The organism is Rhodanobacter panaciterrae, from assembly GCF_014651895.1.
In the GTDB taxonomy this organism is placed as follows: Bacteria; Pseudomonadota; Gammaproteobacteria; order Xanthomonadales; family Rhodanobacteraceae; genus Rhodanobacter; species Rhodanobacter panaciterrae.
Genome location: NZ_BMXT01000001.1, coordinates 1,273,894 through 1,295,882, shown reverse-complemented (window position 1 = coordinate 1,295,882; position 21,989 = coordinate 1,273,894). Strand labels below are relative to the sequence as shown.

Genomic DNA, 21,989 nt, shown 5'->3' with positions numbered 1-21,989 from the left:
CTGTTTCGGCAGTTTCAGTGCGCTCGAACTGACGCCCGTGCACCCTTGATCATGGCCAGCCAGTCGTAACCATCCTTCAATTCAACGGTGACTGCCTCGTCGATGACATTGAATTGCGGCGAACGACGTGTGTCTCTGGCACCTTCGAATTCGGTGCGTTTGCGTTGCAGCAGTGAGTTGAGATGACGCTTCATCCTGGCAGTCCTATGACGGTGATATGGAGTGACCGGATCAACCGCCTGGGTCAGGCCACGCTCGCCGGTCTGCTTGCGTGGCGGAAAGTATGGGGATGGCGATGACGCGGATAAAGCGCCTTCACACGACCGTTCTGTTTCCGCTGATGAACGACCAACGGGGCAACAGCCTCTCGGGCTGACGCCACGAAGACTGTTCACGCAGGGAAACACGGTGGTCGCCTGGCGGCACTTCAGAGCGAGCCCATCATGTCCATATAGGACACCAGTACGGCTACTGGTGTCGGGTCATGCGCAAATCCATTCTTTCCATACTGGCTGGCGGGCTGCTGCTCGCCTTGGCCAGCATGTCTTTCAGCAGTTATGCCGCGAACGTTCACGACAACGACTACGTGAGTATCGGCGTCCCTGACCTGCCGCAGGCCACGGCATTCTTCCGCAACATCCTGGACTGCGAGCCGGTCAATCCAGTCGCTGGCAGCGAATCGCCTGAAAGCACACGTGCCGGTCATGCCACACGCGACGCCTTGCCCCCATCCCGATTGTTGCTCTGCGATTCGGGAACGGTCGTCGAATTGTTCGATGCCCACGGGATGCATTTCCCCACCCCGGCACGCCATGCAACCGATCACGGCAGTGAACCGATAACGTTCGCTGCCGACAATGTGGCGCATGCCGACCGCTGGCTGCGACACGAAGGTATCCAGGTGATCGGGGCTCCGGTCACGATGACGAGCGGCCCGCATGCCGGTCGGACGGTCGTGAACTTCGTGGCGCCATGGGGTCTACGGCTGCAACTGGTCGGCAGAACCCCAAGTCAGATCGCCACGGCGCCGTGATCGTCGCTGGCAATCAGTGCAACGGAATGCCATAAGAGACGGCATGTCATCTCAACCGATCGAGGTACCCACAAGCGCGGCGACGTTGCCCGAATTTGTGGCGATGCATCGGCGCCTGTTCGTGCTGACCGGGGCCGGTTGCAGCACCGATTCAGGCATTCCCGATTACCGCGACATCAACGGCGGCTGGAAGCGCCCGCAGCCGGTGACCTATCAGGCCTTCGTGGGTGAACTGACAACACGCCAGCGCTATTGGGCACGCAGCCTGATTGGCTGGCGACGTTTCGGGCGCGCGCAGCCGAATGCAACCCATCACGCCCTCGTTCGACTGGAGCAGCAAGGCAAGCTGACCTTGTTATTGACCCAGAACGTCGATCGGCTGCATCAGGCCGCCGGCAGCGAAAACGTGGTCGACCTGCACGGACGACTGGATCGGGTGCGCTGTCTGACTTGCGAACAGCGCATGTTGCGCACGGATTTCCAAGCCGCGTTGTTGCGGCTGAATCCGGCTTGGGCGGATCTTGATGCCGCGGATGCACCGGACGGCGATGCGGATCTGGACGGGCAGGATTTCTCGCACTTCCAGGTACCGCCCTGCCCGCATTGCGCCGGCCTGCTGAAGCCGGACGTGGTGTTCTTTGGTGAGAACGTGCCACGCGAAAGGGTGGATGCCGGCATGCAGGCCTTGCATGATGCCGATGCGATGCTGGTGATCGGTTCGTCGCTGATGGTGTATTCGGGCTATCGCTTTGCGAATGCCGCAGCTCGTACCGGCAAGCCGATCGCCGCGGTGAACATCGGCCATACCCGCGCCGATCCGCTGCTGAGCATCAAGATCGAGCAATCCCGCGCGCTGGCACTGGCCTTTCTGTAATGGCGTGACTCAGCGGCGGGCGCGGAAGAAGTCGCGCAACAGGCTGGCGGATTCCTCGGCAAGCAAGCCACCACCGACTTCAATGCGATGGTTGTGGCGTTCGTCGATCAGGGTGTTGAACACGCTGCCGGCTGCGCCGGTCTTGGGGTCGGACGCTGCGTAGACCACGCGGCCGAGACGGGCATGGATCATCGCCATCGCGCACATCGAGCATGGCTCCAACGTGACGTAAAGGGTGGAACCGGACAGACGATGATTCGCCAGTCTCTCGCCAGCCGCGCGCATCGCCATGATCTCGGCATGCGCGGTCGGATCGTGCAAGGTGATGTTGCGGTTCCAGCCCAGGCCGACGATCTCTCCATCCAGCACCAGCACGGCACCGACCGGTACCTCGTTCTCGGCGTCGCGTGCATGCGCAGCGAGCTGCAGCGCACGCTGCATGTACTGCACATCTGCAGTCGAGAATGCTCCGAATGCTTCGTAAATTTCGTCAGTCATTTCAATGAATTGTGATCTATATATGAGAAAGCCGGCAAGCTGCCGGCCTTCCTGGATGCATGCAAGTGGCTGATTCTGTTATTCCCACTCGATTGTGGCGGGTGGCTTGCCGCTTATGTCATAAACGACACGAGAAACACCACGCAACTCATTGATTATTCTATTTGAAACCTTGCCAAGAAACTCGTACGGCAGGTGTGCCCAGTGTGCCGTCATGAAGTCTATGGTCTCCACGGCGCGCAGTGCGATCACCCATTCGTAGGCGCGTGCGTCACCGACCACGCCGACCGACTTGACCGGCAGGAACACGGCAAACGCCTGGCTGGTCTTGTCGTACAGATCGGCCTTGCGCAATTCGTCGATGAAGATCGCGTCGGCCTGGGCCAGCAGTTCGGCGTACTCGCGCTTCACTTCGCCGAGGATGCGCACGCCCAGACCCGGACCCGGGAACGGGTGGCGATAGACCATCGCGCGCGGCAGGCCGAGTTCGACGCCAATGCGGCGTACTTCGTCCTTGAACAGTTCACGCAGCGGCTCGACCAGCTTGAGCTTCATGTGCGCCGGCAGGCCGCCGACGTTGTGGTGGCTCTTGATGACGTGGGCCTTGCCGGTCTTGCTGCCGGCCGACTCGATCACGTCAGGGTAGATGGTGCCCTGCGCCAGCCACTTCACCTTGCTGCCGTCCGCGGCGATCTTGCCCGACTCCTCGTCGAAGATCTCCACGAACAGGCCGCCAATGATCTTGCGCTTGGCTTCCGGATCGGCCACGCCATCGAGCGCCTTGAAGTAGCGATCGGCCGCGTCGACGCGGATCACCTTGACGCCCATGTGCTCGGCCATCATGGCCATCACCTGGTCGCCCTCCTGCCAACGCAGCAGGCCGGTGTCGACGAAGACGCAGGTCAGCCGGTCGCCGATCGCCTTGTGCAGCAGTGCGGCAACCACCGAGGAATCGACACCACCCGAGAGACCCAGCAGCACATGGTCGTCGCCGACCTGTTCGCGCACACGGGCGATCTGGTCATCGATGATGTTGGCAGCGGTCCACAACGTGGCGCAGCCGCAGATCTCGGCGATGAAACGCTTCAGCAGCGCCCCGCCCTGCTTCGTGTGCGTCACTTCGGGGTGGAACTGCACGCCGTACCAGCGCCTGGCTTCGTTCTCCATCACCGCGACCGGGATGCGGTCGGTGGTGCCGGTGATCGCGAAACCTGGCGGCGCCTTGGCGACATGATCGCCGTGGCTCATCCACACATCGAGCTTGTGCGCGCCGGCATGATCGCTGAGGCCAGCAAACAGACGGCTCGTCGCCACGATATCGACTTCGGCGTGACCGAACTCACGCGCATCGGCGGCCTCGGTGGCGCCGCCCAGCTGTGCGGCCATCGTCTGCATGCCGTAGCAGATGCCGAGGATCGGCACGCCGGAGTCGAACACCTGCTGTGGTGCTTTCGGCGCACCTTCCAGTGTGGTCGATTCCGGGCCGCCGGACAGGATGATGCCCTTCGCACCGAACGCGGCGATCTCAGCCGGCTCGTGATCCCAAGCCCAGATTTCGCAATACACGCCAAGTTCGCGAATGCGGCGTGCGATCAGCTGCGTGTACTGCGCGCCGAAATCGAGGATCAGGATCTTGTCGTTATGGATGTTGGTCATGGCGGCCAGGTTTGAAGCGGCAACGGGGAACGGGGAACAGGAAACGCTACAGTCGCTCGAGTTCAAGCGACTGCCACCAAGCGGTAAGCCACAGGAAACGGGTTCGCTTACATCCCCGTCCCCTGTTTCCCGTTCCCTGCTTCAATCAGGAATTCAGCCGGTAATTCGGCGCTTCCTTGGTGATCTGGATATCGTGCGGATGCGCTTCGGTAACGCCGGCGGAAGTCACCTTGACGAACTGCGCCTTGTGGCGCACGTCCTCGATGGTGGCTGCACCCAGGTAACCCATCGACGCGCGCAGGCCACCGATCAACTGATGAATGATGTTGCGCAGCGAACCACGGTACGGCACGCGGCCTTCGATGCCTTCCGGTACCAGCTTGTCCGCATCGGCCTCGTCCTGGAAGTAACGATCCTTCGAACCAAGCTGCATCGCGCCGATCGAGCCCATGCCGCGGTAGCTCTTGTACGAACGGCCCTGGAACAGCTCGACCTCGCCTGGCGATTCCTCGGTACCGGCAAACATCGAGCCGAGCATCACGGTGGATGCGCCGGCGGCGAGTGCCTTCGGGATATCGCCGGAATAGCGGATACCGCCATCGGCGATCAGCGGAATCTCGTCCTTCAGCGCGGTGGCGACCATGTCGATCGCAGTGATCTGCGGCACGCCGACACCGGCAACCACACGCGTGGTGCAGATCGAGCCGGGACCCACGCCGACCTTGACGGCATCCACGCCGGCATCGAGCAGTGCGCGTGCCGCTTCACCGGTGACGATGTTGCCGGCGATCACCTGCACCTGCGGATAGTGTTTCTTGACCCAGCCGGCGCGGTCGATCACACCTTGCGAATGGCCATGCGCGGTGTCCACCACCAGCACGTCGACGCCGGCATCGACCAGCGCGGCGACGCGTTGCTCGGTATCGCCGCCGACGCCCACTGCTGCGCCGACCAGCAACGCCTCGTTGGGGCCCTTGGCGGAATGCGGGTTGTCGCGTGCCTTCTGGATGTCCTTGACGGTGATCAGGCCGCGCAACTGGAACGCGTCGTTGACCACCAGCACCTTCTCGATGCGGTGCGTGTGCAACAACTGCAGCACGTCGTCCTGGCTGGCGCCTTCCTTGACCGTGATCAGCTTGTCCTGGCGGGTCATGATGTTGCGCACCGGATCGTCGTGCTTGCGTTCGAAACGCAGATCGCGACTGGTGACGATACCTACCAGTTGCTCGCCGTCGACCACCGGCACGCCGGAAATGTTGTGCGCATGAGTCAGCCGCAGCACTTCACGGATCGAGGTGTTCGGGCCCACGGTGATCGGGCTGCGGATCACGCCGGCCTCGAACTTCTTGACCAGGCGCACTTCGGCCGCCTGCTGCTCGGCCGTCATGTTCTTGTGGATGATGCCGATGCCACCGCACTGCGCCATGGTGATGGCGAGGCGAGCTTCGGTGACCGTGTCCATGGCGGCGGAGACGATCGGGATGTTCAGGCGCAGGTTGCGGGTGAACCGCGTTGAGGTGTTCACATCGCGCGGCAGCACGATGGAATGGCCCGGAACAAGGTAGACGTCGTCGTAGGTCAGGGCCTCGGCGATGATACGCATGCGAAAAGTCCCGCTGCAAAGAGGGAATTATACGCGCCCTGCCGTGAGGCTCGCCAGATGCGCAGCTGAATGCAGCCCGCGGATCAGGCGAGCTTGTGCGTCATGGCGCGGGCGTCCGCAGCTTCCAGCGTGTTTTCCATCAGCGTGGCCACGGTCATCGGGCCGACGCCGCCGGGTACCGGCGTGATCCAGCTGGCATGCGCTGCCGCTGCATCGAAATCCACGTCGCCGACCAGACGACCATCGTCGAGGCGGTTGATCCCCACGTCGATCACCACCGCACCCGGCTTGATCCATTCGCCCTTGACCAGCCCCGGTTTTCCGACCGCCACGACCAGGATATCGGCCTGGCGCACGAAGCTTTCCAGATCACGGGTGAAACGATGGCAGCTGGTGGTGGTGCAGCCGGCGATCATCAGTTCCAGCACCAGTGGGCGACCGACATGGTTGGACACGCCGACCACCACCGCGTGCTGACCGCGCACGGGACGATCGGTATGGCCCAGCAAGGTCATCACACCTCTCGGCGTGCACGGGCGCAGACCGAAGCGGCGCAGCGCGAGGCGCCCCACGTTCACCGCCTGGAAACCATCCACATCCTTGTCCGGATCGATGCGGTCGACCAGCGCGTCCTCGTCGATATGTTCCGGCAGCGGCGACTGCACCAGGATGCCGTGCACGTCCGGATCGGCATTCAGGCGGTCGATCAGGGCGAACAGTTCTTCCTGGCTGGTGTTCGATGGCAGGTCGTAATCGAACGAGCGAAAACCTACTTGATGGCAGGCTTTGCGCTTGTTGCGCACGTAGACCGATGACGCGGCATCGTCGCCCACCAGCACCACGGCCAGTCCCGGCGCCGCCAGTCCATGCGCTACCCGTTCGGTGACGCGCAGACGCAGGCGTTCCAGCAATTCCTGGGCGATGCGTTTGCCGTCGAGAATGCGTGCGCTCATGTTGATGCCTGACTGGAAGTTGCCCATTATCGCGACTGGCCTGCATGCACACAAACAAAAGCGAAAGGGTGCCTGATGCCGATCGAACCGGTTTTGCCCACATGGGAGCTTGTCGAAGAACCTCTGCGGCTGCGCCCATGGCAAGCGCAGGATGCCGAAGACTTGTTCGATGCGGCACGTTCGTCCGTAGCCAGCGTGGGCCGCTGGCTACCCTGGTGTCATGCGGGTTACGAGCGGGCTGATGCGCACGCATGGATAAGCCACTGTCAGGATGGCTGGTCACGCGGCGAGCACTTCGCGTTCCCGATCTTCGACCTGCATACCGGCGAGCTGCTCGGCGGTGCCGGACTCAACCAGCGTAACCGCCAGCATCGCAGCGCCAATCTCGGTTATTGGGTGCGGCAGTCGCGTCATGGCGAAGGCATTGCCGCACACGCCGCCGCGCTGGTCGCGCGTTTCGGCTTTGAACAACTGGGATTGATCCGCATCGAGATCGTTGTCATGCCCGACAATCATGCAAGCCGGCGCACCGCCGAAAAAACCGGTGCACGCTTCGAAGCGATCGCGCGGCAGCGCCTGTGGGCGAATGGACTGGCCCATGACGCGGCGGTGTACGGTTTGACTCAGGCGGATCTGTTGCCGTCTGCGCGTTAGTCGGGGCGAGCGTGTCGAAGAATCAGCGCGTGCGCTTGATCAGATCGCTGACCCGACGCCGAGCCTTCTGCTCCTGCTCCTTGGTCAACACCTTCTTGCGTCCCGCATACGGGTTTTCGCCTTCGCGGAAGGCAATCCGGATCGGCGTGCCTTCGAGCTTGTAGCGCTTGCGGAAGAAGTTTTCCAGATAGCGCTGATAGGCCGGCGCAATGTGTTTGGTGCGGGTGCCGTGGATGACGATGGTCGGCGGATTGTTGCCACCCGGATGCGCAAAACGCAGCTTCGGCGAGTGACCATGCACCAGCGGCGGCTGGTAGCCTTCGTAGGCTTTCTCCAGCGTCTTGGTCAGATCGGAAGACACCAACACCTTGGTTGCCGACGCATGCGCACGCACGACCGCACGCATCAACTCGCGCAAGCCCGAACCGTGCAACGCCGAGATATGCACCTGTTTGGCCCAGTCGACGAATACCAGTCGACGGTCCAGCGCACGCATGCATTCGTCGCGCTGATATTGATCCAGCCCATCCCACTTGTTGATGGCGATCACCAGCGCCCTGCCCTCGTCCATCGCGTAACCGATCAGGGTGAGGTCCTGGTCGGCCAGGTTTTCGCGGGCATCGATCATCACCACCACGACCTGGGCGGCGGCGATCGACTGCAGCGTCTTGATGACACTGAATTTCTCGACGGCTTCCTCGACGCGTGCCTTGCGCCGGATGCCTGCGGTGTCGATCAGCGTGTAGCGCTTGCCGTCGCGTTCCAGCGGAACGCGGATCGGATCGCGGGTGGTACCGGCGACGTCGGAAACGATCAGCCGGTCCTCGCCGAGCAGGCGATTGATCAGCGTCGATTTGCCGGCATTCGGACGTCCGACGATGGCGACACGGATGCTGCCACCCTCGCCTTCCTCCTCGACCGTGCTCTCCTCATCGGCAGGCAGCAAGGGCAGGATCAGTTCAATCAGGTCGCCTGTGCCGCGATTATGCGCGGCGGACAACGGCAGGATCTTGCCGACGCCGAAGGCGGAGAACTCCGCCAGCACGGCTTCCTCTTCCAACCCGTCGGTCTTGTTGACCGCCGCGATGATCGTCTTGCCGCTGCGGCGCAGCTCGTTGAGGATGACGTAGTCCTGCGGCAGCAGGCCTTCGCGGGCATCGACCACGAACACCAGCACGTTTGCCTCTTCGATCGCCAGGCGCACCTGCTTCGCGGTCAGGACATCCATCGCCTCCTCGACGCCGGACAGACCGCCGGTATCGACCACCACGAAGGGCCGCGCGCCACTGCGGCAGACGCCGTAGTGACGATCACGCGTGACACCCGGCATATCGGCCACCAAGGCGTCACGGCTGCGCGTCAGTACATTGAAAAGGGTCGATTTACCGACATTCGGACGACCAACCAGCGCGACGACGGGCAGCATAGTGAGGACTTCGTTTCAGCAATCAGTGCGCGGACAGACGATAGGCGCCGATACGGCCCTTCACGTCCTCGACGTAGACGGTGTCACCCACCACCAGTGGTTGGGCACGGATCGCCTTCTTGGACAGCCGCTGACGACCAGCCAGCGCACCGTCACCGACCTGCAGCCAATGCACATAGCCTTCCATGTCGCCGACCACGACGTAATCGCCCTGCACGGCTGGGCTGGTGACCCAGCGGTATTTCAGTGCGTCGTTCTTCCACATGTCGGCGCCGCCGGCCTTGTCGAATGCCCAAACCTGCGAGTCGTCATTGGCGCCGACAATCGCATTGCCGGTGACTGCCAGTGAGCCGAAGCTGGAAAACGGACGCGACCACAGTGGACGACCGCTGGGGCCGTCCACGGCCACCAGATTGCCGTGATAGGCGGCACCATAGAGCGTGCTGCCATCGAGCACGATCGCGCCATCGACGTCATTCAGTCGATCGATCTCGGTACGGCCTTCGCCGCTGGCGAGTTTCTGTTCCCACAGCTTCGAGCCATTGTCCAGGCGCAGCGCGACCAGCTTGCCGTCGTCGCTGCCGAAAAAGACCACGCCATTGGCTACCAGCAGCCGGCCATTGCCGCGCAGGCTCAACAGCGGCACAGTGCCCTGGTCATAGACCCAGCGACGCTCACCGGTCTTGCCGTCCAGTGCGTAGATGCGGCCATCGCTGGTCCGCACCACCGCCAGATCACCGACGATCACCGGCGACGTCAATACCTCGGACTTCAACTCGGCTTCCCAGCGGGGACTGCCATCTTTAGCATTCACGCCATAAACGTGACCGTCCAGCGTACCAACGGCGAGCAGATCGCCAGTGACTGCCGGACCACCGGCATAGAAGGCATCTTTGCGCTTTTTGTCGCCCCAGCCGAACCAGCCATGAGTGCTCGAGCTTTTCGACCACAGGGTCTTGCCGCTGGCGGCATCCATCGCGACCAGTTTGCCGTCTGTGCTGTCGGCATAGAGCACGCCATCCACCACGGTCGGACGCAGGCGGGCGCCACTGTCACCGGCACCGCCGCCGACACTGGTGCTCCACAAACGGGTGACTTGAACGGTAGGCTTGAAGTCCTTGGCCAACGGAGTCGGCGGCTGGATATTTTCCTTCTTGAGCGAATGGCAACCGGCAAGGGTCACCAATGAAGCCAGTGTGATCAGTAAAAATCTTTTCATGCACCCTGCTTCCCGGCCACGGCCAAATCATCGAGTTTCATCTGCAAGGCGCCGCGTTGCGGCGCTTCCTCGCTCAACGTCGACAAGGCTGTCTGATAAGCCTTGCGCGCATCGTCGGAACGTCCAAGCTTGACCAGCACATCCCCGCGGAGTTCCTGAGCCAGCCCCTTGTAGCTGTCGGCCGGCATGCGATCGAGCGTGGCCAGTGCGGCGTTGCCATTGTCCCGCGCCAGCTCCACCTGCGCGATGCGCAACAGGGTCAACGATTTCAAGGCCGGATCGGGGGCGTGGCTTTCGGCCCACTCCAGCGACGCCTCAGCCTTGTCCAGCTGCTTGGCTTCCACCTGCTGTTTGGCGCGATCGCTGACGGCGAATACGGCGTACGGCGACTTGGTGTAATCCTTCATTAGCTGATCGGTCAGCTGCGTGGCGGTATCCGGCTTGCCAGATGCCTGGGCAATCTGCACCTGCTGATAGAGCTGCGACGCCATGCCCTCATTGCGGGCCTGATGGTTGCGCCATTGCTGCCAACCGAAAATACCGACCAGGCCGATCGCGATACCGACGATGATCGACACACCATTCTCGCGCAGCCATTTCTGAACCAATTCGCTTTGTTCGTACTTGTCGTATTCTTCAAATGCCATGCAATCACCATTCAAAAGGCTGCGCACCCGCAGGCGTTGCACAGGCCTGCGCGGTAAATAAGAGGAGGCGCCGATTACGTCCGGCCGATCACGTCCGCTCGTTGCCGAGCGAACAATGGGCAAGCATAACCGAAATGGGTTGCCCGGAGCGGTCCGGGCCGTGATCAGAGGCTGGTTGCGGAGGCCTTGCCGTCCTGCACCTGCACGCGGAAACGCGCCACATTGGCACGCCGGTAATCATCCAGTCCCACCGACTGGCCATCGATGCTGATCTGCGCCGCACTGGCATTGCCAATGCGCACATCCAGCGGCTGATCGCTGTGGTAGGTCTTGTTGCTGCCGGCAGGCAGCAGACCGTACTCCAGTCGTGTGCCGTTGCTGTCAACAACCTCGACCCAGCTGGCGGCGCTCAGGTTCAAGCCCAGACTATGGCTGCCAGTACCGGCGTCAACCGACGCTGGCACCGTGGGTTTGGCCGGCGACACGCTGCTGTTGTCCAGACTTGGAAACGGCGCCATCGAGGCCATCAAGGGTTCTTGTCCTTGCGCTGGCGCCTGCGCGACTGGCGACGGCGACGACGGAACCACACGGCTGGCCAGGCTGCTGGCAGCCGCACTTGATGTTGTCGCCGGTGCATCCTGCTGCGCCACCGGCGCAGCATCCAGCGGGGCCAGATGGCTGAGGTCACGATCAAGCGTGCCGCGCACGCCCAACCAGATCATCGGCACCACGATCACTGCCGTCAGCACGACATAAGTAGCGGCGGTCGCGTAGCGATCCAGCAGGAAACGCGAATGCGAAATACCGCCTGTGGCCACCAGCGTTGGCTCGACCTGCTTGATGCGGTCAAGCTCGACATCAATCGATGCCTGGTTGACGCCAAGATGGCGAGCGTACTTGCCGATGTAGCTGGCCAGATAAACCTTCGAATCGATGCCGTCGTACTGGTCGCGCTCAAGCTGGCGCAACACGCGTGCAGGCAATTTCAGCGTATGTGCACAGGCCTCCAGTTCCAGCCCGCGCGCTTCACGCGCTGCATGCAGGCGACTGCCGAAACTGACCGTGGCGGACTGCGTCAACGGCACATCCATATTGAGCAAATTAATGCCGAACAGATCCGCTTCGTTCGTACCGGGCTTGGTCGATGGAGGCTGCATGGAGGTCATGGGCTGGCAGTAGTGTCGAGAGCGTGCGCCTGCTCCGAGTCCGGGAACTGGCCAAGCAACCGCTTGCTGTAAGTGAGGGCAGCTTCCGAGTTGCCCAGACGGGATTCAATGTCGTGACCAAGCTTGAGTGACGCGGCAGTCGGTTGGCCCAGCGCATCGAATCGCTGGATGAAAGCCCTGGCGCGAAACGCATCCTTATTCAGATAAAGCACATTCGCAAGCTGGAAGAGTGCCTCTCCATTGTTCGAATTTCGCGCGATGGCGTCACGAAAACTCGCTTCGGCCCCGCTGACGTCATTGGCACGCAGCTGGCAGACGCCTTCATTCGTCAACGCCACATCGGGTGTCGAGTAGAACGGGTCGGCGACCGCTTTCTGGAAATAGCCGTTCGCTTCCGTGACTTTTCCGGTATGGCACAGGAATACGCCGAGATTGTTGTTCGGCGCGCCCTTGGTCGGCTCCAGCGCCACCGCCTTGCGGTAATGCTCCTCGGCCTCGGGCAGTTTGTTGATGCGCTCGTAGATCACCGCGATCACGGTATGCGCCGGCGCGTAGTTGGGATTGAACTGCAGCGCCTTGGTCACTTTCTCCAGCGCCGTCTGCAAATCGCCAGACTCCATGTAGCGCTGGGCCAGTTCCGTATGGATGCGCGCAGCATCCTGGGCCTGATCAGCCTTGCTGGACTGCGGCAGGTTCTTGCCGAGCGAGTTGCTGTCGGTACGTGTGGTGATGCATCCGGCCAGCGGCAACAGCAGACTGAAGATCAGTACCCGGTCAAATCGCATGCAATGCCCCCTCGTCCTGCCGCTTGCGAAGATCGGCGCTACGCCGGGTACGATCGGTCACCTGCCCGGCCAGCTGGCCGCAGGCAGCATCGATGTCGTCACCACGGGTACGCCGCAACATGGTCAGCACACCAGCATTCAGCAGCTGCGTCTGGAAGTCGCGAATGTCATTCGCGTCCGAGCGCTCGTAGCGCGTGCCGGGAAATGGATTGAACGGAATCAGGTTGACCTTGCAGGTCGGCAGCTTGCGCATCAGCTTGATCAGCTGGCGCGCATGCTCGGGCTGGTCGTTGACACCTTTCATCAAGGTGTATTCGAAGGTGATCGAGGTGCGCGGCTTGCGCGCGACCCAGCGCTGGCAGGCAGCCACCAGTTCCACAATCGGATAACGCTTGTTGATCGGCACCAGCTCGGTGCGCAGCTCGTCGTTGGCCGCATGCAGCGAGACCGCCAGCGAGACATCGATCGCGTCCGACAGCTGGTCGATCAGCGGCACCATGCCGGCGGTCGACAGCGTGACGCGCTTGGCGGCCAGGCCGAAGCCGAGGTCGTCGCGCATCAGGCGCATCGCCCGCACCACATTCTCGAAATTGGCCAACGGCTCGCCCATGCCCATCATCACCACGTTGGTGATGCGACGGTTCTGATGGGTGATGTTGCCCAGGTACTTCGCCGCCACCCATACCTGACCGATGATCTCGGCAGTGGACAGATTGCGGTTGAAACCCTGCGCGCCGGTCGAACAGAAGCTGCAGTTCAGCGCGCAACCGATCTGCGAGGACACGCACAAGGTGCCGCGGGTCGGCTCGGGGATGTACACCGTCTCGATCGCGTTGCCGCTGTCCATGCCCAGCAGCCACTTGTGGGTACCGTCAGTGGCGGCCTTGTCCAGCAGCGTCTTCGGCGCGCCGATGTAGCAGACCTCGGTGAGCTTGGCGCGCAGCGCCTTGCCCACGTCGGTCATGTTTTCGAAGTTGTCTTCCAGATCGTGGTAGATCCACTTCATCACCTGCTCGGCGCGATACGGCTTCTCGCCGATCTGCGTGAAGAAATCACGCAGACCCTGGCGATCGAAGTCGAGCAGGTTGACTTTGGCGGGCGGATTCACAACAACCTGGTTCACAACTTATGCCTCACAACAATTGAATCGCTCAGCGCGACAGCACGTCCGTCGCAGCGAAGAAATACGCAATCTCCACCTTGGCGGTATCGACCGCATCGGAACCATGCACGGCATTGGCGTCGATGGAATCGGCGAAGTCGGCGCGGATCGTGCCCGGCGCGGCTTCCTTCGGATTGGTGGCGCCCATCAGGTCGCGATGAGCCAGCACGGCGTTCTCGCCTTCGAGCGCAGTGATCATCACCGGACCGGAGATCATGAAGTCGACCAGTGCCTTGAAGAACGGACGCGCGCTGTGCACCGCGTAGAAGCCTTCGGCTTCCTGACGCGACAACTGCTTCATCTTCGCTGCCACGACCTTGAGGCCGGCCTTTTCGAAGCGCGCGTAGATTTCACCGATGACGTTCTTGGCAACGGCGTCGGGCTTGATAATGGAAAGGGTGCGCTCCAGCGCCATACGGGTGTGCTCCGGAAAAAACGGATTTAGGGAAAGGGGGCGTGTCGGCTCCCAAGCCGACGATGAGCTAAATCTGACAGGGATTGCGGATTTAGCTCACGAAAGTTTGACAGATTCTAACTCATACGCAAGTAACTCGTTGTTTGCAACCGGCTTGGTTTGACGGCCGCCAAGCTGTCCGCGTATGCTCAAACGATCGTTTGAACTGGCCTCTGGCCGATGGATGGTTCCGTCTGTGAACAGCTCCGGCTCAACCAAGGAACGGATACTCGGCGCCGCCGAAGTCCTGTTCGCCCAGCGTGGCTTCGATGGCGCCTCGTTGCGCCAGCTGACGACCGCCGCCGGGGTCAACCTGGCAGCGGTCAATTACCACTTCGGATCCAAGGACAAACTGGTCGAAGAAGTGTTCCGGCGCCGGCTCGATGCGCTGAACGCCAGCCGACTGGCCGCCCTGGCCAAGGTCGCCGGCCAGGCTGACACCACCCTCGAAGACGTGTTGGCGGCCTATATCCGCCCGGCGCTGGACCTGTCGCACGACGGCAGCGGCTCCCTGTTCATGCGCGTGCTGGCGCGTGCATTCGCCGAACACGACGACACCCTGCGCCAGTTTCTGTCCGCCAACTACGGCCATGTGATGCGCCAGTTCACCGCCGAATTCGCCCGTCAGCTGCCGCAACTGAGCAAGCCGGAGCTGTACTGGCGCATCGATCTGGTCACCGGCGCGCTGACCCACGCGATGTCCGGCTTCGGCATGATCCAGCGCAAACACGACGTCAGCGAGCAGGTGCACCGCGAACAGACCGCGCAGCACCTGATCCGCTTCGCCGTCGCCGGGCTCAGCCATCCCTGATCTTTAAGTCCCCCGTTTCACTCTCGTTTGCACCATCGGAGAAGCCAATGACCGCTGCATCCTCACCTACATCGGCACTACGCATCCGCAAGGCTGCCGTGCTGGGCGCTGGCGTCATGGGCGCGCAGATCGCCGCGCACCTGACCAACGCCGGCGTCGAGACCGTGCTGTTCGACCTGCCTGCGAAGGAAGGCCCAAAGAGCGGCATCGCGCTGAAGGCCATCGCCAATCTGGCCAAACTGTCGCCTGCCCCGCTGGCCGACAAGAACCTCGCCGCCGCGATCATCCCGGCCAACTACGACGAGGACATGGGCCATCTGAAGGATGTCGACCTGGTGATCGAGGCGATCGCCGAGCGGATGGACTGGAAGCTGGACTTGTACAAGAAGATCGCGCCGCATCTGTCGAAAACCGCGATCCTTGCCTCCAACACCTCGGGCCTGTCGATCAACGGCCTGGCCGAGGCGCTGCCGGAAGAAATGCGCCACCGTTTCACCGGCGTGCACTTCTTCAACCCGCCGCGCTACATGCACCTGGTCGAGCTGATCCCGACCAAGCTCACCGACCCGGCCGTGATCGAAGGCCTCGAAGCCTTCCTGGTCACCACCGTCGGCAAGGGCGTGGTGATCGCCAAGGACACCCCGAACTTCATCGGCAACCGCATCGGCGTGTTCTCGATGCTGGCAGCGATGTACCACACCGACCAGTACAAGCTCGGCTTCGACACCGTCGATGCGCTGACCGGTCCGGCGCTGGGCCGTCCGAAGAGTGCAACCTACCGCACCGCCGACGTGGTCGGTCTGGACACCATGGCGCATGTGATCAAGACCATGGCCGACACGCTGCCGGACGATCCGTGGCACCAGTACTTCAAGGCGCCGGTGTGGCTGCAGGGGTTGATCGACCAGGGCGCATTGGGTCAAAAGACCGGTGCCGGCTTCTACAAGAAGGCTGGCAAGGACATCGTGGTGCTTGATCCGGCGGCAAAGGACTATCGCGTCTCCGAGCAGAAGCCGTCCGACGAGGTCGCCGCGATCCTGGCGATCAAGGACCCGGCCGAGAAGTTCGGCAAGCTGCGCGCGTCGAGCGACCCGCAGGCGCAGTTCCTGTGGGCCAGCTTCCGCGACCTGTTCCACTACACCGCCTATCACCTGGCCGATATCGCCGACACCGCGCGCGACGTGGATTTCGCGATCCGCTGGGGCTACGGCTGGAAACTTGGTCCGTTCGAGACTTGGCAGGCTGCCGGTTGGCAGCAGATCGCCGGCTGGATCAACGAAGACATCGCCGCCGGCAAGGCGATGAGCAAGGCGCCGCTGCCGGCGTGGGTTACCGATGGCCGTAAAGGCGTCCACGGCAAGGATGGCTCGTACTCGGCCAGCGCCAACGCCGACAAGCCGCGTTCGCAGCATCCCGTGTACAAGCGCCAGCTGTTCCCCGATCCGCTGCTCGGCGAGAAGTTCGACCAGGGCACCACGGTATGGGAGAACGAGGGCGTGCGCCTGTGGACGCTGGGCGACGACGGCGTCGGCATCCTCTCGTTCAAGACCAAGATGAACACGGTCAACGATTTCGTGCTCGACGGCGTGCAGCACGCGATCAAGCTGGCCGAAGAGAAGTTCAAGGCCGTGGTGATCTGGCAGACCGGCGAGCCGTTCTCCGCCGGTGCCGATCTCAAGGGCGCGCTGGGCCTGCTCAAGGAAGGCAAGATCGCCGACTTCGAGAAGATGGTGGAGAACTTCCAGCGCACCAGCATGGTGATCAAGTACTCGCTGGTGCCAGTGGTGTCCGCCGTGCGCGGCATGGCGTTCGGCGGCGGCTGCGAGTTCCAGATGCATTCGGCACGCACCGTGGCGGCACTGGAAAGCTATATCGGCCTGGTCGAGGCTGGCGTCGGCCTGCTGCCGGCCGGTGGTGGTCTGCATGAACTGGCCGTGCGCGCCGCCAAGGCGAACCCGGGCGACCCGTTCGAGGAACTGAAGAAGGTGTTCGAGACCGTGGCGATGGCCAAGGTTTCCGCCAGTGCGTTCGAAGCGAAGCAGCTTGGTCTGCTGCGTGACAGCGACGTGGTGGTGTTCAACGCCTACGAGCTGCTCTACGTGGCCAAGCAGGTGGCAAATGCGCTGGCGGAAAGCGGCTACCGTCCGCCGCTGCCGGCCCGCGCGATCCCGGTCGCCGGTGATGTTGGCACCGCCACGTTCAAGGCCTCGCTGGCGAACCTGCAGGCGGGCTACTTCGCCTCCGAGCACGATGTCGATATCGCCACGCGCATCGCCGACACCTTGTGTGGCGGCGTGATCGAGCGTGGCTCGACGGTCGACGAGGAATGGCTGCTGGCGCTGGAGCGCAAGCATTTCGTGGAACTGGCGCAGACCGAAAAAACCCAGGCCCGCATCGCCCACACCATGACCACCGGCAAACCGCTCAGGAACTGACCGCGACCTACTCCCTCCCCTTCAAGGGGAGGGCTGGGGTGGGGATGGTTGTCCCCCACCGCCGCGACCAAATCACACGCCCGCTTCCGCGCATAGCGCGAGGGCAACGGAGAACAAAATGACCAAGCAAGTGCAAGACGCCTACATCGTCGCCGCCACCCGCACCCCGGTCGGCAAGGCACCGCGCGGCGTATTCCGCAACACCCGTCCGGACGACATGCTCGCCCACGTGATCCGCAGCGTGATGGCGCAATACCCGGGCATCGACCCGCACCGCATCGGCGACGCCATCATCGGCTGCGCCATGCCCGAGGCCGAGCAAGGCATGAACGTGGCACGCATCGGCGTGCTGCTGGCCGGCCTGCCCGACACCGTGCCCGGCGTCACCATCAACCGCTTCTGCTCGTCCGGCCTGCAGGCCGTCGCGATGGCCGCCGACCGCATCCGCCTCGGCGAGGACGACCTGATGCTCGCCGGCGGCACCGAGAGCATGAGCATGGTGCCGATGATGGGCCACAAGATCGCCATGAACCCCGCGATCTTCACCAACGAACATATCGGCATCGCCTACGGCATGGGCATCACCGCCGAGAACGTGGCCAAGCAGTGGAAGGTCAGCCGCGAGCAGCAGGACGCGTTCGCGGTGGAAAGCCATCGCCGCGCGCTGGCCGCCCAGGCCGCCGGCGAGTTCAACGACGAGATCAGCCCGTTCGCGCTGGATGACCATTACCCGAACCTCGCCACCCGCGGCATCATCACCGACAGCCGCAGCATCGGCACCGACGAAGGTCCGCGCGCCGGCACCACGCTGGAAGTGTTGAGCAAGCTCAAGACCGTGTTCCGCAACGGCCAGTTCGGCGGCAGCGTCACCGCCGGCAACTCCTCGCAGATGTCCGACGGCGCCGGCGCCGTGCTGCTCGCCAGCGAAAAGGCGATCAAGGAATACAACCTGCAGCCGCTGGCCCGCTTCGTCGGCTTCTCCGTCGCCGGCGTGCGCCCGGAGATCATGGGTATCGGCCCGAAGGAAGCGATCCCCAAGGCGCTCAAGCAGACCGGCATCACCCAGGATCAGCTGGACTGGATCGAACTCAACGAAGCCTTCGCCGCCCAGGCCCTCGCCGTGATGGGCGACCTCAAGCTCGACCCGAGCAAGGTCAACCCGCTCGGCGGAGCCATCGCGCTGGGCCACCCGCTCGGCGCGACTGGTGCGGTGCGCATCGCCACGCTCGTGCATGGCATGCGCCGTCGCAAACAGAAGTACGGCATGGTGACGATGTGCATCGGTACGGGTATGGGTGCGGCGGGGATTTTCGAGGCGTTGTAACTTCTAAGCTAAGCTGCACTCAAGAACGGCGCCGTAGTGATACTGCGCCGTTCGCACAAGTGGTTCTGACCCAGATACGACCACGCGGATTGTCTTTTAACGACAACGTCGAAGATCATGGCCGAAGAAACGCTGTAACGTTGGAGCGCACCGCATGAATGATCTTTCGGTCAACAGTTTCCGAGACAACTTTTCAAAAGCTGCAAGAGAATGGTTGTGCGAGTCGTATCACGTTGAGTATCGCTATGTTGCGAGAGACATCGGCAGTAGCCTAGAGGTCATTCACGCCATGGTGCTGTTTTACCCATGGATGAATAGCAACCAAGACTCGAAGCAATTCAACTTCCACATCAAGGCGGGTAATTTCGAAATCGGTCAGATGGTTCTGCCAGCCCAAGTACTAGTGGAAGCACATAGAGTTTTGGATGACGCTTTGAATGGTCAGATCAACTTGCCTAGTGTGAAAATGGCTCTCTCGTCGCGCACGAGCATGTATCACTACCTTCGTGGATCTGCGCCAAACCCTTGGATCAATATGATCCATATGACCGTTACTGCGATGGGCGCCGAACAGTTCGTTCTGCCCCAATCTCTAGACGACGATCTACGTCGCGCTGAAGTGCCATTTGACGGTTATACCGATGTTCTGTTGTGGCTCGGGCTCAACGAATTCAGTCACCCTGGAGGACTGCCATCCATTGCAGTCATCGTTCATCCTCCTGCCCAGATTGCAGTTCAGGACGGCAAGCTTGCAGACGAAAATCTCAACCTGGTCATAGATGTGATGCCATCCGTTGACATCAATACCGTCAGCGTGGCGGTGATGGGTTCTCCTCCGACAGGCATCAGCCTAAGAAAGCAGCTTCGCAAGCACCTGACATGGGCACTTCAGCCTGATACTAAGCGCGTGCGCGGAACTGGTGCGGTGGAGTTGCCGAACGCTTATAGGGCGCTCGTAGCGCTATCCATTGGCAATACTTACGTGCAACGTCAGTGGTTCAGCGACCCGTCACTGTCGAAAAACGTCAGGTTTGCGGCCACACAAGAATTCGATCATGACCTGACGAAAATAAAGGCGCGCCTGAATTCTACGGACAGCCGCGTTTTCGAAAAGGCCGTCGCAGCACTGATGTTCCTCAGCGGCTTTGCTCCGTTACTGCCGCTGGAGGACGAAGGTCCGGATATCATTGGCGTGACTCCCGGCGGCCAAGTGGTACTAGTCGAATGCACCATTAAGACCCCTGATGCCATGGCCAAGATCGGCAACCTGGTCTTACGCCGTGAGGCGCTGCGCGCCGCGTTTACGCGAGGCAAGCACTCAAATACGGTAATGGCCGTTCTCGTCTGCCAGACTCCCAGGCCGCACATACATGCGTCGGACGTGGAAATCGCTCGTCACGACGTGCTTCTGATAACGCAAGAGAACCTAGTTAACCAGGTTGTCAAAGTCCAAGACCCGGTAGACGCCGACGAATTGTGTATGCGTGGTTTGGAAAGGTTGAACGAACTAAAGTCCAGACCAACGTCGTAACCATGTCGAACGACAGAAAGTATGACCGGCAGCTCAGGCAATAGCTCAGGCAGTATCCGAGTCAGAGCCACTTATCACCCACCCTGCTGCGCCCGGCCCCCGTCTAACCTTCGGCTCCGTCAAACGAGGGTACTGTCCGGCCATCCGAGCTTTCTACCAGGCTTACCGAGCTTCGTACTCGACGCTTGCAGCTTTTTGGCTGGCGCGCCGAGCACATCCACTCGACGTGTCGAATTCCTGGCTCGGCGCTTCGAGCTTTTTACTCGGCGTCCCGAACTTTTTACTCGACGCCTCAAGTTATTTTCTCGGCGTTCCAGGTTATTTGCCCGACGCCTCGAGCTCATCAGCTCGATGCTCAGGGCTTTTTTGCTCGACCTTCCGAGCTTTTTTCTCGATGCCTCGAGCTATTTTCTCGGCGCTCCGGGTTATTTGCTCGGCACGCCGAGCGTCTTGTCCGGCTTGCCGAGTTGCAGCCCACTAGGCGTCGCGTTTTATGGGGATGACTGCGGTGTCTATGCTCACACGCTCAGTCCGTCGGCCACGGCGCCGCTTTCCAGCACGCGCTGTAATACTTCTTCAAGTCTTCCCTGACCGGGTCGAGTTCGAAGACGAAACCGTTGCGGAACGATTTGTTCTTGCCGTCGACCCAGGCGCCAATATTGCGTGCGAGCAGCAGGTGACCGATCTGGGTGGGCGGATAGGCGTGCATCATCGTCACCGCATCGTCTACGGCACGGGCGCCGCCGGGCGGCTGTAGCAGGGTTTCCTGCCGGTTGATTTCGATATAGGCGCGTGTGCCGCGCCGCAGGATCTCCCGCGCGGCGCCGACACCGACCATATCGAACGAGGTGATCGTGAGCTGGCCCGGCCGGCACTGGATGACCAGCCGGTGCCGGCCGTTGCGATCCACCTGGTCGAGCGTCACCGACGGTGCTGGCGGTGACAGCAGCGATTGCACCGTGAGCGGGAGCCGCGCGTTGTTGGCCAGCCCCGCCGAGAGCATCTGGTCGGTCGTCAGCCACACTACCGGATCGCGGGATGTCGCCAGCGTGGCAGTCAACGGGCCGAGGTCGATATCCATTTCCTTCAGATACGCGGCGACGTCTTCCGACTTCTGCGCGGCCACCGCGTCGTAGGAAGGCAGACCGAAACGATCGCTGCCCGCGGGCACCCAACGGTAGAGGCCGCCGAAGTAGGCGTAGCTGCATGCACCGACGCAGGTGGCGGTCTTGTTGACCTTCGTTGCGAGCCGGCTGCGCCGTGGCGTGCCCAGGTGGGTGACCATCGCGTCCTTGCGGAACAGCCGCCCCAACGCCATGCCGGCCTGCAGGTCGCCGCTGGTGGCATTGAGGTAGATGTCGGAGCCCGTCGGGATCTTGCCTTCCGCCACCATCGCGGCGAAGCGTTGCGGCGCATCGGCGTCGATGACGCCATACAGATAGACCTGCGGCACCTTGGTGATCGCCAGGGTCATGCGGTCGTTGTTGAGCTGGATGGACAGCCGTTCGGGCGCCTGCGCTTGCGAGCGTGCTGGCGCTGGCGCTCCGCTGCCGTGTGCGTGGGCGCCCATCGCCACAAGGCAGCCGGCCAGCCACAGGCTGCATGGCACCAGATACCGGCGCGATCCGCGCCGACCGGAGGAATGTTCAACCGCATGGCTGTGATGCACTAGCTGTTTCCGCTGGTTCAAACCATGAAGTCTCTGTCGTTGCAGATGTCCTGCGAGTGAACGTGGGGAAGCCGCGCATGCAGACAAGT

20 protein-coding genes are annotated in these 21,989 nt (G+C 62.1%); 7 read left to right on the top strand and 13 right to left on the bottom strand.

Translation table 11 applies throughout. The features are described 5' to 3' along the window. Window positions 1-14: 14 nt before the first annotated feature. Window positions 15-194 (bottom strand): hypothetical protein, encoded by a 180-nt coding sequence (locus IE071_RS05995; protein WP_189440188.1) that lies wholly within the window; start codon window positions 192-194, stop codon window positions 15-17. A gap of 290 nt (window positions 195-484) precedes the next feature. Between IE071_RS05995 and IE071_RS05990 the strand changes: the two genes are divergently transcribed. Both IE071_RS05990 and IE071_RS05985 read left to right on the top strand, forming a co-directional pair. Further along, window positions 485-1,033, top strand: a complete 549-nt coding sequence (locus IE071_RS05990) for a VOC family protein (RefSeq protein WP_189440187.1) — start codon at window positions 485-487, stop codon at window positions 1,031-1,033. Between the two features lie 43 nt (window positions 1,034-1,076). Beyond that, window positions 1,077-1,907, top strand: a complete 831-nt coding sequence (locus IE071_RS05985) for an NAD-dependent protein deacetylase (protein ID WP_189440186.1) — start codon at window positions 1,077-1,079, stop codon at window positions 1,905-1,907. Window positions 1,908-1,916: 9 nt separating this feature from the next. On the opposite strand, the gene tadA is transcribed toward IE071_RS05985, so the two are convergent. The 4 genes from tadA to folD form a co-directional block, all read right to left on the bottom strand. After that, on the bottom strand, window positions 1,917-2,405 hold the full coding sequence (gene tadA, locus IE071_RS05980) for a tRNA adenosine(34) deaminase TadA (RefSeq protein ID WP_189440185.1): 489 nt from the start codon (window positions 2,403-2,405) through the stop codon (window positions 1,917-1,919). Window positions 2,406-2,483: 78 nt separating this feature from the next. After that, window positions 2,484-4,061 carry a glutamine-hydrolyzing GMP synthase gene (guaA, locus tag IE071_RS05975; protein ID WP_189440184.1) on the bottom strand — a complete coding sequence of 526 codons (1,578 nt, stop codon included), beginning with the start codon at window positions 4,059-4,061 and terminating at the stop codon, window positions 2,484-2,486. Between the two features lie 145 nt (window positions 4,062-4,206). Continuing rightward, window positions 4,207-5,664, bottom strand: coding sequence for an IMP dehydrogenase (guaB, locus tag IE071_RS05970; RefSeq protein ID WP_189440183.1), 1,458 nt, complete (start codon window positions 5,662-5,664; stop codon window positions 4,207-4,209). Window positions 5,665-5,747: 83 nt separating this feature from the next. Beyond that, window positions 5,748-6,617 carry a bifunctional methylenetetrahydrofolate dehydrogenase/methenyltetrahydrofolate cyclohydrolase FolD gene (gene folD, locus IE071_RS05965; RefSeq protein ID WP_189440182.1) on the bottom strand — a complete coding sequence of 290 codons (870 nt, stop codon included), beginning with the start codon at window positions 6,615-6,617 and terminating at the stop codon, window positions 5,748-5,750. A gap of 75 nt (window positions 6,618-6,692) precedes the next feature. On the opposite strand from folD, the gene IE071_RS05960 reads away from it, so the two are divergent. Next, window positions 6,693-7,271, top strand: coding sequence for a GNAT family N-acetyltransferase (locus tag IE071_RS05960; protein ID WP_189440181.1), 579 nt, complete (start codon window positions 6,693-6,695; stop codon window positions 7,269-7,271). Between the two features lie 22 nt (window positions 7,272-7,293). Here the strand turns inward: IE071_RS05960 and der are convergent, their stop codons facing one another. The 7 genes from der to ndk form a co-directional block, all read right to left on the bottom strand. Beyond that, window positions 7,294-8,697: a ribosome biogenesis GTPase Der gene (gene der, locus IE071_RS05955; RefSeq protein WP_189440180.1), complete on the bottom strand. Its 1,404-nt coding sequence runs from the start codon at window positions 8,695-8,697 to the stop codon at window positions 7,294-7,296. A 22-nt stretch (window positions 8,698-8,719) separates the two neighbouring features. Further along, window positions 8,720-9,916, bottom strand: a complete 1,197-nt coding sequence (bamB, locus tag IE071_RS05950) for an outer membrane protein assembly factor BamB (RefSeq protein WP_189440179.1) — start codon at window positions 9,914-9,916, stop codon at window positions 8,720-8,722. Further along, on the bottom strand, window positions 9,913-10,563 hold the full coding sequence (locus tag IE071_RS05945; RefSeq protein ID WP_189440924.1) for a YfgM family protein: 651 nt from the start codon (window positions 10,561-10,563) through the stop codon (window positions 9,913-9,915). Before IE071_RS05945 ends, bamB begins: the two co-directional genes overlap by 4 nt. Window positions 10,564-10,727: 164 nt before the next feature. Further along, a complete protein-coding gene (locus tag IE071_RS05940) occupies window positions 10,728-11,729 on the bottom strand; it encodes a helix-turn-helix domain-containing protein (RefSeq protein WP_189440178.1) in 1,002 nt (333 codons plus the stop codon). Beyond that, window positions 11,726-12,514 carry a type IV pilus biogenesis/stability protein PilW gene (pilW, locus tag IE071_RS05935; protein WP_189440177.1) on the bottom strand — a complete coding sequence of 263 codons (789 nt, stop codon included), beginning with the start codon at window positions 12,512-12,514 and terminating at the stop codon, window positions 11,726-11,728. The genes IE071_RS05940 and pilW overlap by 4 nt, the downstream gene beginning before the upstream one ends. Next, entirely contained in the window at window positions 12,504-13,637 is a 1,134-nt protein-coding gene (gene rlmN / locus IE071_RS05930; protein ID WP_189440176.1) for a dual-specificity RNA methyltransferase RlmN, read from the bottom strand. Before rlmN ends, pilW begins: the two co-directional genes overlap by 11 nt. 28 nt (window positions 13,638-13,665) lie before the next feature. Next, window positions 13,666-14,091, bottom strand: coding sequence for a nucleoside-diphosphate kinase (ndk, locus tag IE071_RS05925; RefSeq protein ID WP_189440175.1), 426 nt, complete (start codon window positions 14,089-14,091; stop codon window positions 13,666-13,668). A 223-nt stretch (window positions 14,092-14,314) separates the two neighbouring features. On the opposite strand from ndk, the gene IE071_RS05920 reads away from it, so the two are divergent. The 4 genes from IE071_RS05920 (at window position 14,315) to IE071_RS05905 (ending at window position 20,231) form a co-directional block, all read left to right on the top strand. Beyond that, window positions 14,315-14,941 carry a TetR/AcrR family transcriptional regulator gene (locus tag IE071_RS05920; RefSeq protein WP_189440174.1) on the top strand — a complete coding sequence of 209 codons (627 nt, stop codon included), beginning with the start codon at window positions 14,315-14,317 and terminating at the stop codon, window positions 14,939-14,941. Window positions 14,942-14,988: 47 nt separating this feature from the next. Continuing rightward, window positions 14,989-17,376 carry a 3-hydroxyacyl-CoA dehydrogenase/enoyl-CoA hydratase family protein gene (locus IE071_RS05915; protein ID WP_189440173.1) on the top strand — a complete coding sequence of 796 codons (2,388 nt, stop codon included), beginning with the start codon at window positions 14,989-14,991 and terminating at the stop codon, window positions 17,374-17,376. Window positions 17,377-17,494: 118 nt separating this feature from the next. Continuing rightward, entirely contained in the window at window positions 17,495-18,700 is a 1,206-nt protein-coding gene (locus IE071_RS05910; RefSeq protein ID WP_189440172.1) for an acetyl-CoA C-acyltransferase, read from the top strand. Between the two features lie 154 nt (window positions 18,701-18,854). Continuing rightward, window positions 18,855-20,231, top strand: coding sequence for a hypothetical protein (locus tag IE071_RS05905; protein WP_189440171.1), 1,377 nt, complete (start codon window positions 18,855-18,857; stop codon window positions 20,229-20,231). 526 nt (window positions 20,232-20,757) lie between these two features. Here IE071_RS05905 and IE071_RS05900 read toward each other — a convergent pair. Continuing rightward, a complete protein-coding gene (locus IE071_RS05900) occupies window positions 20,758-21,840 on the bottom strand; it encodes a hypothetical protein (protein ID WP_229792768.1) in 1,083 nt (360 codons plus the stop codon). Window positions 21,841-21,989: the final 149 nt, after the last annotated feature.

What these genes read in the sequence shown, in the direction of transcription:
- IE071_RS05905 (WP_189440171.1), top strand. Translation starts at nt 18,855, where the DNA reads ATGAATGATCTTTCGGTCAACAGTTTCCGAGACAACTTTTCAAAAGCT.
- IE071_RS05910 (WP_189440172.1), top strand. Translation starts at nt 17,495, where the DNA reads ATGACCAAGCAAGTGCAAGACGCCTACATCGTCGCCGCCACCCGCACC.
- tadA (WP_189440185.1), bottom strand. Translation starts at nt 2,405, where the DNA reads ATGACTGACGAAATTTACGAAGCATTCGGAGCATTCTCGACTGCAGAT.
- IE071_RS05920 (WP_189440174.1), top strand. Translation starts at nt 14,315, where the DNA reads ATGGTTCCGTCTGTGAACAGCTCCGGCTCAACCAAGGAACGGATACTC.
- pilW (WP_189440177.1), bottom strand. Translation starts at nt 12,514, where the DNA reads ATGCGATTTGACCGGGTACTGATCTTCAGTCTGCTGTTGCCGCTGGCC.
- der (WP_189440180.1), bottom strand. Translation starts at nt 8,697, where the DNA reads ATGCTGCCCGTCGTCGCGCTGGTTGGTCGTCCGAATGTCGGTAAATCG.
- bamB (WP_189440179.1), bottom strand. Translation starts at nt 9,916, where the DNA reads ATGAAAAGATTTTTACTGATCACACTGGCTTCATTGGTGACCCTTGCC.
- guaA (WP_189440184.1), bottom strand. Translation starts at nt 4,061, where the DNA reads ATGACCAACATCCATAACGACAAGATCCTGATCCTCGATTTCGGCGCG.
- IE071_RS05995 (WP_189440188.1), bottom strand. Translation starts at nt 194, where the DNA reads ATGAAGCGTCATCTCAACTCACTGCTGCAACGCAAACGCACCGAATTC.
- IE071_RS05985 (WP_189440186.1), top strand. Translation starts at nt 1,077, where the DNA reads ATGTCATCTCAACCGATCGAGGTACCCACAAGCGCGGCGACGTTGCCC.
- IE071_RS05945 (WP_189440924.1), bottom strand. Translation starts at nt 10,563, where the DNA reads ATGGCATTTGAAGAATACGACAAGTACGAACAAAGCGAATTGGTTCAG.
- ndk (WP_189440175.1), bottom strand. Translation starts at nt 14,091, where the DNA reads ATGGCGCTGGAGCGCACCCTTTCCATTATCAAGCCCGACGCCGTTGCC.
- IE071_RS05960 (WP_189440181.1), top strand. Translation starts at nt 6,693, where the DNA reads ATGCCGATCGAACCGGTTTTGCCCACATGGGAGCTTGTCGAAGAACCT.
- IE071_RS05990 (WP_189440187.1), top strand. Translation starts at nt 485, where the DNA reads ATGCGCAAATCCATTCTTTCCATACTGGCTGGCGGGCTGCTGCTCGCC.
- folD (WP_189440182.1), bottom strand. Translation starts at nt 6,617, where the DNA reads ATGAGCGCACGCATTCTCGACGGCAAACGCATCGCCCAGGAATTGCTG.
- IE071_RS05915 (WP_189440173.1), top strand. Translation starts at nt 14,989, where the DNA reads ATGACCGCTGCATCCTCACCTACATCGGCACTACGCATCCGCAAGGCT.
- IE071_RS05940 (WP_189440178.1), bottom strand. Translation starts at nt 11,729, where the DNA reads ATGACCTCCATGCAGCCTCCATCGACCAAGCCCGGTACGAACGAAGCG.
- guaB (WP_189440183.1), bottom strand. Translation starts at nt 5,664, where the DNA reads ATGCGTATCATCGCCGAGGCCCTGACCTACGACGACGTCTACCTTGTT.